Raw genomic sequence first — 14945 nt, forward strand, 5'->3', positions numbered from 1 at the left:
CAAAGGGTAGTCTTTTGCATGGGGGCTCAGATGAGCTTTAACCTATATTATCTGCCAGCGGCTCCCCGCTAAAAACACCGAACCCATTAATTTTAAGGAAGAATTATGGCGCTTCTGAATCGTAGTGACCTGCAATATAGCTACTCTTGGACGACAATATCACCTGATGATCCACGAGTAACAGGAACCCCTGATAACACCTTACTGAATCGTAATGAAGGGTATGAAGTTCTGTCGTTTCTGAACCGCTTGGCCAAAGCTAGTGAGTGGACTACCAAGGCTCCTGCTTTGAAAGCGGAAAGGCTTATCAAAAGCCATCTTCCAGGAGATGTGCGTAGCCATAAGAATGTCTGGAGCTGGCTTGTTGCTAATTGGAAATCCTATCAATAAGGCTTAGAGCCCATCAAAAGAACTGGGGGCGTAATAGAGCCCCCAGTTCTTTTTGTACCATTGACATCCATTCCATTCTGCCAGGTGAATACGTGAAAGGATCTGACGGAAAGTGAAGGATCGCAAAAAGGATCCGGCATCCCCAGCGCGGCCAGTGCTGGCGCGGGGAGCCGCTCCCCTCCCCCAGCCGTTCACCTGCATGGAAATCGACACATAAAGCGGGCAGGCGTGGCGGGGTCCCGATTGCGCGCCAGCGCTGCGCAGGGGGTCGTAACAGGCCGCCATGGCTCACCGGTGAACGCAGGGAGAGCCAGCCGGATTTGGGCGCGGTGCTGAGTGGGTTTGAAGGGCGATCGCGTAGCGGGCCGCTGGCGAGCCTAGGCGGGGGATCGTCCAGGTGAACCAGATGGAGGCCGACCGATGCCATGCGCCGGCAAAAGAAAACCCCGCCAGGTGGCGGGGTGTCGGGATGCGATCGGAAAGGTCAGCGCGGCAGGTCGCCATGGCTGGCCTGCTCGATGCCGGCGGCCAGCTTGTAGGGGTTGAACCGGATCACCTCCTCCCCTGCCCAGTCATTGAGCGCCAGCAGGCTGGCCTTGATGCTGTCGATCTCGTTGATGTCGAACACCTGGGCGGCCTTGGTCACATCGCCGAACCCGCCCGTGCTGTTCGGCATCACTCCCATCAGCTGGGGCGGTACCCGGTGGGTGGCCAACTGGTCGTCGCGGCTGACGTTCTTGATGGAGAGAAAATCATCCTTGGCCGCCACCTCGGCCACCGGGATCAGCTTCACCCCGTCCTTGCTGCCGTTCGGGGTGTAGAGCAAGAGGTTGCGGAAGTTGCCGGGCCCCTTGCTCTGGCGCAGCGCCTCACGCAGGGCCGCAATGTCGCCCTCGTTCTGCACCGCGTCGGTGATGTGCATGATGAACCCAGCGTGGGATCCATTCTCGTAATACTTGCGGCGGAACAGGGTGGCCGACTCGTTGAGCAGGGTAGAGTTTAGCCCGCCGACATAGTCGGGGATGCCGTAGATCTCCTGGTTGATGTCGCTCTCCATCACATGGCCAACCCGCCCGGCCGGCAGCGCCTGCTCCTGGCCGGGCTGGGCAATCCACCAATAGGTGTCCAAGTCCAGGGCGCGCCGGGTGTACTTGGCCCGCAGGTGGTCATAGCGCAGCACCCCGCCGAGCCGGTTCTGCACCGCCTGCAGATAGCCGTTGCCGAAGATCAGATAGTCCAGCGCCAACCCGGTGAAGGCGGCCAAACTCAGTTTCGGATGCGGGATGAAGCAGGAGCGCAGGATATTGCGCTTCACCTGGATGGCCGAGGCGTGATGCACCCCAGCCCGATAGACCCGGGACAGCCCATTGAGGGAGAGGGGCGGCTCGTACCAGCGGCCGTTGTGCATGGCCTCCAGGTAGTCGAACACCTCCCGTTGCGATAAGACGGGCACCGGCTCGCCAAAACTGAACGCCTCGATGGCCGCGCCGGGTTTCTGGGTCGCCGTCACCGGCGAGGTATGGCGCTGTGGGCGGCGCTTTCTCATGCGAAAATCTCCATCATGCTGGTATTGGCACCGGTGGCACCTGCCAGCGGTTCATGTAACAGGGCCTGCATCGTGGCCCAGGCAATATCGGCGTGGCTGGTTTCCTCTGACCGGCTGGCCTCAAAGGTCGGCAGCTTGCCGCCCGCGGTCACGGCGCGGCGGATGCTCATGAACGCCTGGGCGAGGTCGGTCCAACCGCTGTCAAACTCCAGCCGCCCCTTGTTCATCACATCCTGCGCCTTCATCACCATCTGGATTTTCACGCTCGGGTTGTACTGGATAGGGGTCGCCGCCGGGTAGAACTGCTTCACCAGCTGGTAGACCCCCTCCCCGATCCCAGTCGTGTCGATGCCGATGTAGCCCACGTTGTAGCGCTCGCACATGGCTTTGATGGCCCGCGCCTGGGCGTCGAAGTCCATCCCGCTCCAGCGGTGGCGCTCCAACACCCGAAACTTGCCGCCCGGTACCGCTGGCGGGGCCAGCACGGCGCAGCCCGCGCTATCCCCCTGCCCGCCCTTGGCCGGGTCATAGCCGATCCACACCGACCGGTTGCCCAGCGGGCGAAGGGCAAAGGGCTTGTAGTCGTCCCACAGTTCCCAACTGTCGACCATGCAGCGCTGCAGGGTGGCAAGCGGGAAGACGCTCGAGGTGTCATCCATGAAGATGCACATCAGCAGGTTGAGGTATTCCTCCTCGGAGTATTCGCTGCGCAGTTGTGCCAGGTCGAACAAGTCGCAGCCGCCGCGCACCGCATCCTCGACCGTGACAATCTGCCGCCACTGGCCATCGGCGCACAGCTTGCCGTCGGCTAGGTTGGCGTGGCTCAGGTCAATCTCGACCCGGTCGGCCTTGGGCTTGCCCCGGTTGAAGTTGGCGCCGGACCAGAACGCATAAGCAGGATGGGAGAGGCTGGAGGGGGTGGAAATGTAGGTCTGGCGCCACTTCTTGTGCATCGCCATGCCGGAAGCCACCTTGCGGAACTCCAGGAAGCCATGGATCCAGAAGTACTCATCCATGTAGATATTGCCGTGGTAGCTCTGGGCTGTGCGGGCGTTGGTACCGAGGAAGTAGAGGTGCGCCCCGTTCGGCAGCACCATGGGGTCGCCCTTGAGCTCGACCCCTTCATCCTTGGCAAACTGGATGATGTACTGCTTGAACACATGGGCCTGCGCCTTGCTGGCCGACAGGAAAATCTGGTTGCGCCCGGTGACCAGGGCGTCGATGAACGCCTCGAAGGCAAAGAAGTAGGTCGCCCCAATCTGGCGCGACTTGAGCAAGTTGCGGATCCGGTACTGATTGCCGGCCTCGTACCAGGTGCGCTGGTAACCAAACATGGTCGACTCGAATCGCTCGATCAGCCGCGCCTGCTGCTCGGGCTCCACCACATTGCGCTCGGGCGCCTTCTTCGGCCCCCTGTTGCGGTTCGCCACCTTGGGATTGAGGTCAGCCTCGTTGCCGCCGTTGCTGTATTTGTGAACCCGGGCGATGCGCTCCATCTGGCGGCCAAGCAGGTCAATCTCCTTGAAGTCACCGCCGGTTTTCACCTCCTTGGCGATCAGCTGGCACATCCGCGCCTCGATGGCGAAGTCGACCCGGTCAATGGGTTTGATGTCATCCCAGCCGTCGCGCTTCTTCCATGTCGAGATAGTCCCCTCCGGCGTCTGCAGCAATTCAGCAATGGCGCGGAGCGGATAGCCCTGGAAGAACAGGTGCATGGCCTGCCGTCTGGGTTCGATATGGGGGAAAAGTAAGGGTGCTGTCGTCATGGCGCCAGTCTACCCAGCCACAACCCATCCAAACGCCACCCCGCCAGTGTGCCAGCGCCGTACACACTGGCCGCCGATTGCACGAGCCAGCCTGTCACCCAGACCATAACCGCGACATCACCACCCAATCACCAAAGGGATCCCAGCTCATGGCGAAGAAAGCAAAATTCAAGCGCGTCGCGGTGGCAGGCCAAACCACCGACGGCCGCACCATCGCGCCGGAATGGCTCACCCAGGCAGCCAAAAACTACAACCGCGAAAAGTACGGCGCCCGCGTCAACCTCGAACACTACCTCAGCCCGTTCCCTGATAGCGATTTTCGCGCCTATGGCGACGTGATCTCCGTCTATGCCGAAGAGGTCGAGATCGACGGCGAAAAGAAAATGGCCCTGTTCGCCGATATCGACCCGACCGAAGACCTGATCAAACTCAACAAAGCCCGCCAGAAGGTTTACACCTCCATCGAGCTGGATCTGGACTTTGCCGGTACCGGCGAGGCCTACCTGGTAGGTCTTGCAGTGACCAACACCCCCGCCAGCCTTGGTACCGAATACCTCCAGTTCTGCGCCGGTGCTGGTGACAAAAGTCCGCTGGCAGCGCGCAAGCAAAAATCGACCAACCTGTTTACCTGCGCCATCGAAACCGAGGTCGAATTCACCGAAGAGGGCGACAAAGGCCCCGGCCTGCTGGAACGGGTCACTGCGATGTTCTCCAGCCACAAGAAGCAATCCACTGCCGATCTCAGCGACGTGCACCAGGCCGTCGAGACCGTTGCGAAAGAAGTGACCAGCCTCGATGCCGACCTGCAGAAGAAGTTCACCGACCAGGCCCAGACCATCACCGAGCTGACCAGCAAGCAGGATGCCACCGCCAAGGCGCTGGCCGACCTCACCGCCAAGCTGGAGGGCCAGGAAGATTTCAGCCACAAGCGCCAGCCGGCCACCGGTAGCGATGGTACCTCCATTCAAACTGACTGCTAAGGACCCCATACATGCGTAACGAAACCCGCCAGAAGTTCAACGAGTTCACCGGCCAGGTGGCCAAACTCAACGCCATTTCCAACGCCATGGTGCAGTTCAACGTGCAGCCGAGCGTCCAGCAGACCCTGGAAACCAAGATGCAGGAGTCGGTGAAGTTCTTGGAAATGATCCAAGTCATCCCGGTACCTGAGATGAAGGGGCAGAAAGTGGGTATCGGTATCGGCAACACCATCGCAGGCCGCACCGATACCAGCAGCAATGTCCGAGAACCTAACGACCCGAGCGCCCTCTATCCGCAAGACTACGAGTGCGCAAAGACCAACTACGACACCAGTCTGGGTTACAACAAGCTGGACATCTGGGCCAAATTCCCCGACTTCCAGACTCGCATTCGCGACGCCATCCTCAAACGCCAAGGGCTGGACCGGATCATGATCGGCTGGCACGGTACCAGCGTGGCGCCGAGCACCAACCGCACCGCCAACCCGCTGCTGCAAGATGTGAACAAGGGCTGGCTGCAACACATCCGTGAGGATGCCCCGGCCAAAGTGATGGATGAAGGGGAAAAAGGTTCCGGCCATATCTACATCTACCAGCCGAAGGGGGAGGACGACGCCAAAGAAGGCGACTACCACAACCTCGACGCCCTGGTGTTCGATGCCGTAAGCGAGTCTATTGCCCCCTGGCATCAGGATGACACCGAACTGGTTGTCATCTGCGGTCGCAAGCTGCTGGCCGACAAATACTTCCCCATCATCAACAACGCCGACAACAACCAGGAAAAGCTGGCCGGCCAGGTGCTGGTCAGCCAGAAACAGATCGGCGGGCTCAAGGCCATGCGGGTCCCCTTCTTCCCCGAAGACTCCATGCTCATAACTTCGCTGGAAAATCTGTCCATCTACTGGCAGGAAGGCGCCCGCCGCCGTCATATCCAGGAAGAACCGCAGCGTGACCGCATCGTCAACTACGAAAGCTCCAACGATGCCTACGTGGTGGAAGACTACGACTGCGTCGCCCTGATCGAAAACATCGTCATCGGGCCGAAACCGGCCGCCGGCGGTTAAGGGGGCGATATGACACCTGCCCGTCGCAACCGCGAACGCAAACTGGCCGCCCTGCAAGGGGCGGCCAATCCTCAGTTCGACCAACAACGCGCCAACGCCTACGAGCTGCAGCTGATGCAGCTGGCCGAACACCGCCGCACCCTCAAAGGCATCCAGAGCATCGAACGCAAGATCGACGCCAAGCGCCCCATGCTGGTCGTCTATCAGCCGTGGATTGATGGCGTGCTGGGCGCCGACCGGGGCGGACAAGATGACGTCCTGGTCACCGTCATGCTCTGGCACCTCGACACCGGCGATCTGGAAGGAGCCCTACCCATGGCCTCCTACGTGATCCGCCATGGCCTGAGCACCCCCGATCGCTACGAACGCACCGCCGCCACCATGATCGCCGAAGAAGTCGCCGACACCGCCATCAAGCAGCAAGAAGCCGGCGCGGGACCCTCCCTGCCCCTGCTCAATCGCTATCTGGCCATGTTGGCCGACTGCGACATCTTCGACCAGGTGCGCGCCAAGCTGCACAAGGCGGTAGGCCGTGCCTGCCTCGCCGATGGGCTCAAACAGCAGGCCGCCGAGCACTACCGGCGCGCCATCGAGCTGCATGACAAGGTCGGCATCAAAAAAGAGCTCGAAGTGCTCGAGCGCGAACTGAAAAAAGAACAGCAGCCCGACGCCACCGGCGGCGGCAGCTAACCGAGCGAACCCCGCACCCTGGGCGGCTCGGGCCTGACGAATGCGTTTCGCATACCAGACGGCCCGACCACCGCCCAACAAGCGGAAAAGGAGCACCATGAGCACCGGATTCATTGCCAATGCCCCCACATCGCCAGCCGAAGGGGAGATAGACTCCAGCCCCTTCTGGCCGGCGATCTCGCTGCCTGACCTGCGCGACACCGTCCGGCTCGATGGCACCGTCACCACGGCCCGCCTCAAGCATGCCGTGATCGACGCCATCACCAGCGTCAACCGGGATCTGGCTGACTGGCGCCGCGCCCGTGAGGCAGAAGGGGTCGCCACCCTGGCCGCCGTACCGGGTGAGGTCATCAATGGCGAATCGGCGTACCTGCACAGCTACCGGCGCGCCGTCTATGCCATGACCCGCGCCAACCTGCTGGAGCGTTACACCGACTACAGCGCCACCGGTGATGGCGTCAAAGGGGCCGATGCCAAAATCATCAGCTCGGATGACCTCTACCGCGACGCCCGCTTTGCCATTCGCGACATCCTCGGTACCACCCACATCACCGTGGCGCTCATCTGATGGAGCTGCGCAGCCAACAGGGTGACACCCTCGACCTCATCCTGTTCCGGCACTACGGCTACACCGCAGGCATCACCGAGCAGGTGCTCGCACTCAACCCCGGTTTGGCCGCGCTCGGCCCCATCCTCCCGACCGGAACCCTCATCACAATGCCAGCGGCCCCCACCCAGGCCGAGCAGCCGCTGATCCAGCTATGGGACTGACCATGAGCCGCCTCGACGACGAACTCGAACGACTGGCCGACATCAGCGAGCAGCAACTCGCTGCCCGCATCCACGCCGCCCGCATCAGTGGCACCGGCCCGCACTACTGCATCGACTGCGACAACACCATCCCGCAAGCGCGCCGTGAAGCGATCCGGGGCTGCGAACGCTGCGCAGAGTGCCAGACCATCCACGAATTTCAAACCGCTCGCCACTACGGCAGCAAACGATAGGAGAGCAAGATGCCAGAACCCATTTCAGCCAGTACCGCCAATGGCGTAGCGCTCGCCCTTGCGCTTGCCTCCACCGCGCCCTGGCTCGATCCCATCATCCTGCTTGGCTCATTCGCCGGTGCACTGCTCTTTGGGCTCACCAGCGAGGAGAAGATTGCCGGGCGAGTCATCCTCCTGTTTATCACCTCGTTCATCTGCGGGCTGCTCGCTGCAGATTTCACCGTCCAGATGCTGACCAAGCTGCTGCCGGTAGGTATCGAGATCAACAAGGGAGTTGGGGCCATCGTGGCCGCAGCCCTGGCGGTGAAAATACTGAAAGTCGCGATGAACTCGATCCCCGGTCAGCTCGGTACCCTGTTCAGTCGCATTGGCAAAGGGGGCAACGATGATCCCCACTAACCCCACCTACGCCATGATCTACACCGCGATCTATGCCCTGATGTGCACAGCCATCTGCCTGCGTGTCATGTTCTTTGACAGCCGGGATGGACGCTATCAGGCGCTTCCTGCCTGGCTGTCTTGGGTGATCTGTGTCGCCACGGCATCGGTGCCGATCCGCTTCTTGTTCGGCACCATCATCGTCCCCGACCTCGCCTCCGTCATCATCACCGCCTTCCTGCTGTGCGCGGTGTGGAGTGACGGCGGCTCTATCTACCACCTGCTGCGCAGCAAAAAACACTACCGCACCACCGATAGGAGGCAACCATGAGCCTGAAAAAAGGGGATACCGGCGCCGCCGTCGCCGACCTGCAGCGTCGCCTGGTCAAAGCAGGTTATCCGCTCGATCCGGATGGCTGGTTTGGCGATGCCACCGAGCGCGCCCTGCTCGCCTTTCAGCGGGACTACATGATCACCGCCATCGGCCAGGCTGGCCCCCGCACCATGGCCGCCCTGCTCGGCAGCGAGCGGGGCAACCAGTTGCGCATCGGCGACATGCAGGCTGGCGCTGACCTGCTGGGCCTGCCGCTGGCCACCATGGCCACCGTCGCCCAGGTCGAGAGCATTGGCGAAGGCTTCACCCAAGACCAGCGCCCGGTGGTGCTGTTCGAGCGGCATGTGTTCTACAAGCAGCTCACCCAGCACCTGGGCAAAGCCACCGCCGACAAGATGGCCGCCCATTACCCCAACCTGGTCAACCCCAAGCGCGGCGGCTATGCGGGCGGGACGGCCGAGTGGGAGCGGCTGCAACTCGCCATCAGCCTGCACCGGGATGCCGCCATCGAGTCGGCCAGTTGGGGGATGTTCCAGATCATGGGCTACCACTGGCAGGCGCTGGACTTTGCTTCGGCCAGCGAATGGCAGGCGGCCATGCAGCGCAGCGAGGTCAACCACCTCACCGCCCTGTGCCGCTTCATCCAGCAAGATCCCGCCATGCACAAGGCCATGCAGGGTCGCAAGTGGGCTGACTTTGCCCGCCGCTACAACGGCCCGGCCTACAAAGACAATGACTACGACACCAAGCTGGCCAAGGCATACGACCACTTTGCCAAGGTCTATCCGGTGAAGGAGGTGGCGGATGTGGCGTAGCCTGCTGCGCTCCCCCCTCACATGGTTGCTGCTGGCCCTGACCGTCGCCTTGGCTGGCTGGGGCTGGTCGGCCACCTCGGCAGCGACCGCCAGAGGCAAGGTCTCCACCCTGCAAAGCGACCTCAAGGCCGCCAACGACAAGGCCGTCGAGGCCGAGCAGCGGGAGAAACTCAAAGACGGGACCATCGACACCCTCACCGGCGAGCTGGACGCCCAGGCAACCGCCGCCGCCACGCTGCAACGCCAGCTTGGCGATCTGACCATCACGGCCGCCACCCGGGCCGACACCATCAAGAGGCTCAAACGTGAAAATGCTGAACTCAAGGAGTGGGCTGATCGCCCTCTGCCTGATCCTGTTGTCAGGTTGCTCCAGCGCCCCGCCTTCACCGGCGCCGCAGATTATCAGGCTCACCTGTCCAGCCCCGGCGCCCTGCCAACTGCCGGCAGCCAGCCCGGTCAATAACGGTGATCTGCTCGACCAACTGACCCAGACCGAGGCGGCATGGGCCACCTGCGCCGCCCAGGTCGACAGCCTTATCGCCTGCCAGCAACGCCACCAGAACGGGAGGGAAAATGGAAAAGCCAAAACAGATCCGTGAGGTGTTGCAGCAGTGCATCCCGCTGCTGCGCCAGAACCCGGATCACATGATGATATTCGTCGACAAGGGCAAGCTGGTTGCCACCGGCGCCGCAAGCCTGTCGTTTGAATACCAGTACGAACTGACCATCATCGTGGCCGACTTTGCCCAGAACGTGAACACCGTCATGGTGCCGCTGCTGGCATGGATCAGGCAGTACCAGCCAGAACTGATGATGAACAGCGACAAGCGCGAAAACGCCATGCGGTTCGAAGTCGAGATCCAGAACAACGAGACTTGCGACATCGAAATCAAGCTGCCACTGACCGAGCGGGTCAAGGTCTGGAAGGATGGCCAGGGCCTGCACTTCGAACACCTGCCCGAACCGCCAGAAGACCCCTACGACGGCATCACCTGGGAACTGTTCATCAACGGGGAGTATCAGCCGTGGCAGCCGACATCGACCGTCTGAACGACTTCGCCGCCAGGGTAGAGTTGATCCGGGCCAACCTGTCGCAGCGGGAGCTGGCCAAATTTGCTGACCAGATGGCCAAAGAGATGCGCGAAAGCAACGCCAAGCGCATCAAAGACAACGTCACCCCGGAAGGGGACAAGATGGACCCACGCAAGCCGCAGCGCGGCAACCGCGAGATAAAGTTCATCTACACCACCAGTGACAAAGAAGTGCGCCATCTGAAAAGCTGGCGCGGCACTCGCAGCTACATCATCGGCTTCGATATCATGCGGGGCGGCATCCGGACCTTCAAACGATCACGCATCAAGCGCTTCATCAAGGTCGATGCCAGCAAGGGCGACACCGTCAACAAAAGTCGGCTCAAGCGCAAGATGTTCTCCCGCCTCATCAAGTCGACATGGCTCAAGGCCAAGGGCTATAGCGACAGGGCCGAGGTCACATTCGCCAGCACGGCCGAGAAAATCGCCCATATCCACCACTACGGTCTGAAAGACAAAGGCAGCAAGGGGCAAGACATTCGGTACCCGGAACGGCGGTTACTGGGCATGGATGACAAAGACATCGACAAGGTCGAAGACCTGCTGCTCGCCCACCTCACCAAAGGGCTGTAACCAACGCCGCCAGTGTGCCAGCGCCGTACACACTGGCCGCCCCTCGCCTTACTCGCCATTGCCCAAAACAATGGCCCCATGCAACCGACCCCGACCGAACTCCAACGCCTGATCGACAACCTGATCCGCATCGGCACCGTCACCGCCGTGCGATCAGGGGAATGTCGCGTCAAAACCGGCGACCTCATCACCAACTGGCGGCCCTACGCAACTGCGCGGGCCGGGAGGAACCGCACCCGCCATCGCCTCTCCATTGGCGAACAGGTGCTGATGCTCTCGGTCAGCGGCGATTTGCGCAATGCCTACATCGTCGGCCCCATCAATTGCGCTGCCTTCCCAGAACCCTTGGCAGGCGATGACAATCCGGATCTCGACCGCACTGAATACGCTGATGGCGCCGTCATCGAGTACAACCCGGCCACCGGGGCGCTCAATGCCAGCGGCATCAAGCGCGCCACCCTCTCGGCCTCGGTGACCGTCAAGCTGATCACCCCCCTGGTGGAATGCACCCAGGCACTCAAGGTCGGTACCACCATCAGCGCGGGCGGCAAGATTACCGCCCCCACCGCAACCATCGGCGGCATAGAAGTCACTACCCATAAACACAAAGACACCATGCCGGGCAACGGCACCTCCGGGGGCCCGGTATGAACTGGCTCGGCATGAATGCCGCCCATGGCCGCGCCATCAGTGCCACCGACCACATCATCCAGTCTGTGCGCGACATCCTCATCACCCCGGTGGGATCCCGCGTCATGCGTCGTGACTACGGCAGCGAGCTGTTTTACCTCATCGACCAACCCCTGCACCAGGTCACCCGCTTGCGCCTGATGGCCGCCACCGTGCAGGCCCTCATCAACTGGGAACCGCGCATCACCATCACCCGGGTTGACGTGCTGACTGGCGCCACTGCCAGCGCCTTGACCATCGAGCTGACCTGGCAACGCAAAGATGGCGGCGCTCAGGAGTCTGCCAGCATCACTATCCCAACCGGAGCCGCCCAGTGAGCACCATCACCCTCTCCCAACTGCCACAGCCTGATGTGGTCGAGCTGCTGGATTTCGAGACCATCCTGGCCGAGCGCAAAGCCTATTTCGTCAGCCTCCACCCGGCAGACCAACAAGCCAGCGTCGAGGCCACCCTGGCACTCGAATCAGAGCCCATCACCAAGCTGCTGCAAGAGAATGCCTATCGAGAGCTGATCCTGCGCCAGCGTATCAACGATGCCGCTGTCGCCAACATGCTGGCGTGGGCCAAGGGGAGCGACCTCGATAACCTGGTGGCAAACTGGAATGTGCAGCGACTCATCATCCAGCCGGGTGACCCCACCGCCACCCCGCCGGTACCAGAACTCAAGGAAGATGACGAAGCCCTGATCCTGCGCGCCCTGATGGCGTGGGATGGCCTTAGCGTCGCCGGCCCGACCGGGGCCTATGAGTATTTCGCTCTCTCTGCTGATGGCAAGGTGGCAGACGCCAAAGGATCCAGCCCATCGGGCGCCGTGGCCATTGTCACCATCCTCAGCACCGAAGGCGACGGCACCGCCGACGCCGCGCTGATAGCCAAGGTAGACAAAGCCCTGAGTCACGAAGACCGCCGCCCGGTTGCCGACCGCCTCACCGTGCAGAGCGCGGGCATCATCCGTTACAGCATCAACGCCAAGCTGCATATCAGCAGCCAGGGCGCAGAGGGCGACGTGATCCTGCAGGCCGCCCGCGACAAGCTGGCCGCCTTCATCAACCCGCGCCGGCGCATCGGCATCGAGGTGCCGCGCTCCGCCATTGATGCCGCCCTGCACGTGCAAGGGGTCAGCAAGGTCGACCTGATCGGCTGGGCAGACATCACCCCCAGCCCGACCCAGGCGGCCTACTGCACCGGCTTCACCGTGGAGCGGGCATCATGACCACCCTGCTGCCGCCCAGCACCAGCCGCACCGAGCGCAACCTGGCCACTGCTGGGGAGCAGGCCATGCAGTTGCCGCTCCAGTTTCGCTCACTCTGGTCACCATGGACCTGCCCAACCCACCTGCTGCCCTATCTGGCCGCCAGTTGGAGCGTAGATCGCTGGGATGACAAATGGCCAGAGGCCACCAAACGCCAGGTCATCGCCAACAGCTACTTTGTGCACTGCCACAAAGGCACCATCGGCGCCATCCGCCGGGTGGTCGAGCCGCTGGGCTACCTGATCCGGGTACTGGAATGGTGGCAAGAAACCCCGAATGCCGCCCCGGGCACCTTCAAGCTCGACATCGGCGTGCTCGACACCGGCATCACCGAAACCATGTACCAGGAGCTGGAACGGCTGATCGCCGACGCCAAGCCGATGACCCGCCACCTGACCGGCCTTGCCATCAGCATGGAGACTCGCGGTCAGCTCTATCTGGGGGCCGCCTGTCACCTGGGTGAAGAGCTGACTGTGTACCCCTATCAGCCGGGCCCCATCGTCGTGACCGGGCTGGATGTGTTCGGTGCTGCAGTGCACACCATCGACATCACCAGCATCAGCTCGGAGGCTGGCGACTACCACTTCAACAAATGGGCCGCAGCCGTTGAAACCAGCTGCGCCCTTGGCTTTACGGAGGTAACTAATGGCGTCCATTAACCAGGGCGATGACGCCGTCGAACGGCTTGATAATGCCGTCACGGCATTTGAACAGATCATGACGGGGCAGGAAGGGCAGACCGTGGCGGTGCCGGGGCACCAACCACAGCCGACACTAGCCGAACGGGTCAAGCAGAACCTCAAGCCCAGCACAGACGAGGCGGCCGGTTACGCTGCGCAAGCATCAGTCAGCGCCAAAGCGGCGGATGATGCGGCCAAACGGGCGTCACAGATCTCCAGGCTGGAAACCGTGGCCGATGCCATTGGGTTAGCTGCCCTCCCGCTGCCGGATGTGTGGGCGCCGCTCTCTGACAGCCTGCGCCTTATCACCGGTTATGGCCGGGATGTGCTGGTCGGGTCGGATGTGGTGGCGAGGATGGTAAATTTCAGCCGCAACTCCACGGCGACCTATATCGGCAAAGACGGCCAGCTTAAAACCGCTGCTGCGAATGAGCCGCGCTTTGAGAAAGAGGGGCTGCTGATTGAAGGCCAGAGCCAGAACATCATTCCAATCAGTAACTTTCCACAAAATCTGGCTAGCTGGTCAACACCAAACCCAACTGGGAACCTGTATTCCTATGTTGCCGCCCCTGATAGAACAAGCTCCGCTGTCAAGGTTTCGTTTGCTGGTGATGGCTTTAACCAGCCTTTCCCATCGCTTGTCGTTGGGACTGTTTACACATTCAGTTTTTATGCAAAAAATGAAACAGCAACTGACGTTAACGTTTCAATCATGCTCGGCTCTGGGAGTGGCGAGGGCGCAGTTCGAATCCCAGCGAACACAGCATGGACTCGTTATTCTGTTACTCGCACGTTCCAGGCTGGTGATTCGACCCTTAGATGGTATTTCTCAACAAAAAATGTAGAGGTGTCGCTCTGGGGTACTCAGCTTGAAGCCCTGCCATTCGCCAGCTCTTACATCCCGACCAATGGCGCAGCGGTCACTCGGGCTGCAGATGTGTGTTGGATACCGAATGCGCTCAACGTCACGCCTGACTATGGCGATATTACGATAGCGATGGAGGTACGCCGCAATCTGGCCATTCCGCCCAGCGTATTCCCTCGGGCAATTCACATCTCTGACCGTCAGTTTGTGGTCGCTGACAGTGCCAGGATCATGGCCAGAGGCGGCGGCGTCGAGCAGGTTAATATCAGCACAGCCGCCCCAGGTACAAGGGAACGAATTGCCGCAACAATCAAGGGGAACACAATCGCGTGCTTCCTGAACGGGATAAAAGCCACGCTGCCACAAACGCCGATATTGCCTGTGTCTAATGGGACTAGCTGCTTTATTGGCTCTCGCAATGGATTGGATGGGCTCTTTGGCCACGTTCGTAATGTGCGGATTTGGCAGCGCACTCTCTCTGACGAGCAAATCAAGGCGGCCGCATGACAGACTATATCGACCTCAACCTCAAGGCGGCCGACAAGGCCGCTATGACCAAAGCCCTGCTGGCAGCTGGCTTTATCAAAGACAGCGAAAGCGGCACCCTCTATCACCCTACCGCCTCGCTGCAACTGCTGCCGCCCGGCATGGTCACTCGCCCCACTGGCGAGGTACAGACTGTCGATGGCATCGAGCTGGAGGTGCGGGAGGCCGTACCCGGCTATCACGCCAACGTCAGAACCCAAGACCCTGCAATGGCCGCAGCCCTGGCGCCGGTGACCGTCAACGTCGATACACCCCAGTATGTCTGGGCGCAATAAGGAGCT

22 protein-coding genes are annotated in these 14945 nt (G+C 61.4%); 20 read left to right on the forward strand and 2 right to left on the reverse strand.

The annotated features are described in order from the left end of the window. Positions 1-105: 105 nt before the first annotated feature. Positions 106-390, forward strand: a complete 285-nt coding sequence (locus AB5Y68_RS07115) for a hypothetical protein (protein WP_223920687.1) — start codon at positions 106-108, stop codon at positions 388-390. A 484-nt stretch (positions 391-874) separates the two neighbouring features. Here the strand turns inward: AB5Y68_RS07115 and AB5Y68_RS07120 are convergent, their stop codons facing one another. Continuing rightward, entirely contained in the window at positions 875-1936 is a 1062-nt protein-coding gene (locus tag AB5Y68_RS07120) for a phage portal protein (protein ID WP_104452379.1), read from the reverse strand. Next, positions 1933-3702, reverse strand: coding sequence for a terminase ATPase subunit family protein (locus AB5Y68_RS07125; protein WP_368207009.1), 1770 nt, complete (start codon positions 3700-3702; stop codon positions 1933-1935). Before AB5Y68_RS07125 ends, AB5Y68_RS07120 begins: the two co-directional genes overlap by 4 nt. Positions 3703-3851: 149 nt before the next feature. Between AB5Y68_RS07125 and AB5Y68_RS07130 the strand changes: the two genes are divergently transcribed. The 19 genes from AB5Y68_RS07130 (at position 3852) to AB5Y68_RS07220 (ending at position 14939) form a co-directional block, all read left to right on the forward strand. After that, positions 3852-4682, forward strand: a complete 831-nt coding sequence (locus AB5Y68_RS07130) for a GPO family capsid scaffolding protein (protein ID WP_368207010.1) — start codon at positions 3852-3854, stop codon at positions 4680-4682. 11 nt (positions 4683-4693) lie between these two features. Beyond that, positions 4694-5746, forward strand: coding sequence for a phage major capsid protein, P2 family (locus AB5Y68_RS07135; RefSeq protein ID WP_368207012.1), 1053 nt, complete (start codon positions 4694-4696; stop codon positions 5744-5746). 9 nt (positions 5747-5755) lie between these two features. Next, a complete protein-coding gene (gene gpM, locus AB5Y68_RS07140; RefSeq protein WP_368207014.1) occupies positions 5756-6436 on the forward strand; it encodes a phage terminase small subunit in 681 nt (226 codons plus the stop codon). 97 nt (positions 6437-6533) lie between these two features. After that, positions 6534-7004, forward strand: coding sequence for a head completion/stabilization protein (locus tag AB5Y68_RS07145; protein ID WP_223949523.1), 471 nt, complete (start codon positions 6534-6536; stop codon positions 7002-7004). Further along, positions 7004-7207 (forward strand): tail protein X, encoded by a 204-nt coding sequence (locus AB5Y68_RS07150; protein ID WP_025327452.1) that lies wholly within the window; start codon positions 7004-7006, stop codon positions 7205-7207. Before AB5Y68_RS07145 ends, AB5Y68_RS07150 begins: the two co-directional genes overlap by 1 nt. 2 nt (positions 7208-7209) lie before the next feature. Beyond that, on the forward strand, positions 7210-7440 hold the full coding sequence (locus AB5Y68_RS07155; protein WP_180344887.1) for a TraR/DksA C4-type zinc finger protein: 231 nt from the start codon (positions 7210-7212) through the stop codon (positions 7438-7440). A 9-nt stretch (positions 7441-7449) separates the two neighbouring features. After that, positions 7450-7839, forward strand: a complete 390-nt coding sequence (locus AB5Y68_RS07160; protein WP_368207016.1) for a putative holin — start codon at positions 7450-7452, stop codon at positions 7837-7839. After that, a complete protein-coding gene (locus AB5Y68_RS07165; protein WP_368207017.1) occupies positions 7826-8149 on the forward strand; it encodes a phage holin family protein in 324 nt (107 codons plus the stop codon). Before AB5Y68_RS07160 ends, AB5Y68_RS07165 begins: the two co-directional genes overlap by 14 nt. Continuing rightward, positions 8146-8967: an N-acetylmuramidase domain-containing protein gene (locus AB5Y68_RS07170; RefSeq protein WP_368207018.1), complete on the forward strand. Its 822-nt coding sequence runs from the start codon at positions 8146-8148 to the stop codon at positions 8965-8967. Before AB5Y68_RS07165 ends, AB5Y68_RS07170 begins: the two co-directional genes overlap by 4 nt. Then, positions 8957-9430 (forward strand): Rz-like lysis system protein LysB, encoded by a 474-nt coding sequence (gene lysB / locus AB5Y68_RS07175; protein ID WP_368207020.1) that lies wholly within the window; start codon positions 8957-8959, stop codon positions 9428-9430. The genes AB5Y68_RS07170 and lysB overlap by 11 nt, the downstream gene beginning before the upstream one ends. Then, entirely contained in the window at positions 9324-9566 is a 243-nt protein-coding gene (gene lysC / locus AB5Y68_RS07180) for an Rz1-like lysis system protein LysC (protein WP_368207022.1), read from the forward strand. The genes lysB and lysC overlap by 107 nt, the downstream gene beginning before the upstream one ends. Next, a complete protein-coding gene (locus tag AB5Y68_RS07185; RefSeq protein ID WP_368207023.1) occupies positions 9541-10017 on the forward strand; it encodes a phage tail protein in 477 nt (158 codons plus the stop codon). The genes lysC and AB5Y68_RS07185 overlap by 26 nt, the downstream gene beginning before the upstream one ends. After that, entirely contained in the window at positions 9993-10631 is a 639-nt protein-coding gene (locus AB5Y68_RS07190; protein WP_368207025.1) for a phage virion morphogenesis protein, read from the forward strand. The genes AB5Y68_RS07185 and AB5Y68_RS07190 overlap by 25 nt, the downstream gene beginning before the upstream one ends. A gap of 78 nt (positions 10632-10709) precedes the next feature. After that, entirely contained in the window at positions 10710-11282 is a 573-nt protein-coding gene (locus AB5Y68_RS07195; protein ID WP_368207027.1) for a phage baseplate assembly protein V, read from the forward strand. After that, a complete protein-coding gene (locus AB5Y68_RS07200) occupies positions 11279-11638 on the forward strand; it encodes a GPW/gp25 family protein (protein WP_368207028.1) in 360 nt (119 codons plus the stop codon). The genes AB5Y68_RS07195 and AB5Y68_RS07200 overlap by 4 nt, the downstream gene beginning before the upstream one ends. Then, positions 11635-12534, forward strand: a complete 900-nt coding sequence (locus tag AB5Y68_RS07205) for a baseplate J/gp47 family protein (protein ID WP_368207030.1) — start codon at positions 11635-11637, stop codon at positions 12532-12534. Before AB5Y68_RS07200 ends, AB5Y68_RS07205 begins: the two co-directional genes overlap by 4 nt. Next, the gene (locus tag AB5Y68_RS07210; RefSeq protein WP_368207031.1) at positions 12531-13232 is read left to right on the forward strand and encodes a phage tail protein I; all 702 of its coding nucleotides are present in this window, start codon (positions 12531-12533) and stop codon (positions 13230-13232) included. The genes AB5Y68_RS07205 and AB5Y68_RS07210 overlap by 4 nt, the downstream gene beginning before the upstream one ends. Continuing rightward, positions 13219-14625 carry a LamG-like jellyroll fold domain-containing protein gene (locus AB5Y68_RS07215; RefSeq protein ID WP_368207033.1) on the forward strand — a complete coding sequence of 469 codons (1407 nt, stop codon included), beginning with the start codon at positions 13219-13221 and terminating at the stop codon, positions 14623-14625. Before AB5Y68_RS07210 ends, AB5Y68_RS07215 begins: the two co-directional genes overlap by 14 nt. Next, positions 14622-14939, forward strand: a complete 318-nt coding sequence (locus AB5Y68_RS07220) for a hypothetical protein (RefSeq protein ID WP_368207035.1) — start codon at positions 14622-14624, stop codon at positions 14937-14939. The genes AB5Y68_RS07215 and AB5Y68_RS07220 overlap by 4 nt, the downstream gene beginning before the upstream one ends. Positions 14940-14945 lie beyond the last annotated feature (6 nt).

The sequence above is a fragment of the Aeromonas sp. R6-1 genome, assembly GCF_040908165.1.
GTDB classification, from domain to species: Bacteria; Pseudomonadota; Gammaproteobacteria; order Enterobacterales; family Aeromonadaceae; genus Aeromonas; species Aeromonas caviae.

Coding starts and splice junctions, on each gene's coding strand:
- AB5Y68_RS07115 (WP_223920687.1), top strand. CDS start 106: ATGGCGCTTCTGAATCGTAGTGACCTGCAATATAGCTACTCTTGGACG.
- AB5Y68_RS07120 (WP_104452379.1), bottom strand. CDS start 1,936: ATGAGAAAGCGCCGCCCACAGCGCCATACCTCGCCGGTGACGGCGACC.
- AB5Y68_RS07125 (WP_368207009.1), bottom strand. CDS start 3,702: ATGACGACAGCACCCTTACTTTTCCCCCATATCGAACCCAGACGGCAG.
- AB5Y68_RS07130 (WP_368207010.1), top strand. CDS start 3,852: ATGGCGAAGAAAGCAAAATTCAAGCGCGTCGCGGTGGCAGGCCAAACC.
- AB5Y68_RS07135 (WP_368207012.1), top strand. CDS start 4,694: ATGCGTAACGAAACCCGCCAGAAGTTCAACGAGTTCACCGGCCAGGTG.
- gpM (WP_368207014.1), top strand. CDS start 5,756: ATGACACCTGCCCGTCGCAACCGCGAACGCAAACTGGCCGCCCTGCAA.
- AB5Y68_RS07145 (WP_223949523.1), top strand. CDS start 6,534: ATGAGCACCGGATTCATTGCCAATGCCCCCACATCGCCAGCCGAAGGG.
- AB5Y68_RS07150 (WP_025327452.1), top strand. CDS start 7,004: ATGGAGCTGCGCAGCCAACAGGGTGACACCCTCGACCTCATCCTGTTC.
- AB5Y68_RS07155 (WP_180344887.1), top strand. CDS start 7,210: ATGAGCCGCCTCGACGACGAACTCGAACGACTGGCCGACATCAGCGAG.
- AB5Y68_RS07160 (WP_368207016.1), top strand. CDS start 7,450: ATGCCAGAACCCATTTCAGCCAGTACCGCCAATGGCGTAGCGCTCGCC.
- AB5Y68_RS07165 (WP_368207017.1), top strand. CDS start 7,826: ATGATCCCCACTAACCCCACCTACGCCATGATCTACACCGCGATCTAT.
- AB5Y68_RS07170 (WP_368207018.1), top strand. CDS start 8,146: ATGAGCCTGAAAAAAGGGGATACCGGCGCCGCCGTCGCCGACCTGCAG.
- lysB (WP_368207020.1), top strand. CDS start 8,957: ATGTGGCGTAGCCTGCTGCGCTCCCCCCTCACATGGTTGCTGCTGGCC.
- AB5Y68_RS07185 (WP_368207023.1), top strand. CDS start 9,541: ATGGAAAAGCCAAAACAGATCCGTGAGGTGTTGCAGCAGTGCATCCCG.
- AB5Y68_RS07195 (WP_368207027.1), top strand. CDS start 10,710: ATGCAACCGACCCCGACCGAACTCCAACGCCTGATCGACAACCTGATC.
- AB5Y68_RS07200 (WP_368207028.1), top strand. CDS start 11,279: ATGAACTGGCTCGGCATGAATGCCGCCCATGGCCGCGCCATCAGTGCC.
- AB5Y68_RS07210 (WP_368207031.1), top strand. CDS start 12,531: ATGACCACCCTGCTGCCGCCCAGCACCAGCCGCACCGAGCGCAACCTG.
- AB5Y68_RS07215 (WP_368207033.1), top strand. CDS start 13,219: ATGGCGTCCATTAACCAGGGCGATGACGCCGTCGAACGGCTTGATAAT.
- AB5Y68_RS07220 (WP_368207035.1), top strand. CDS start 14,622: ATGACAGACTATATCGACCTCAACCTCAAGGCGGCCGACAAGGCCGCT.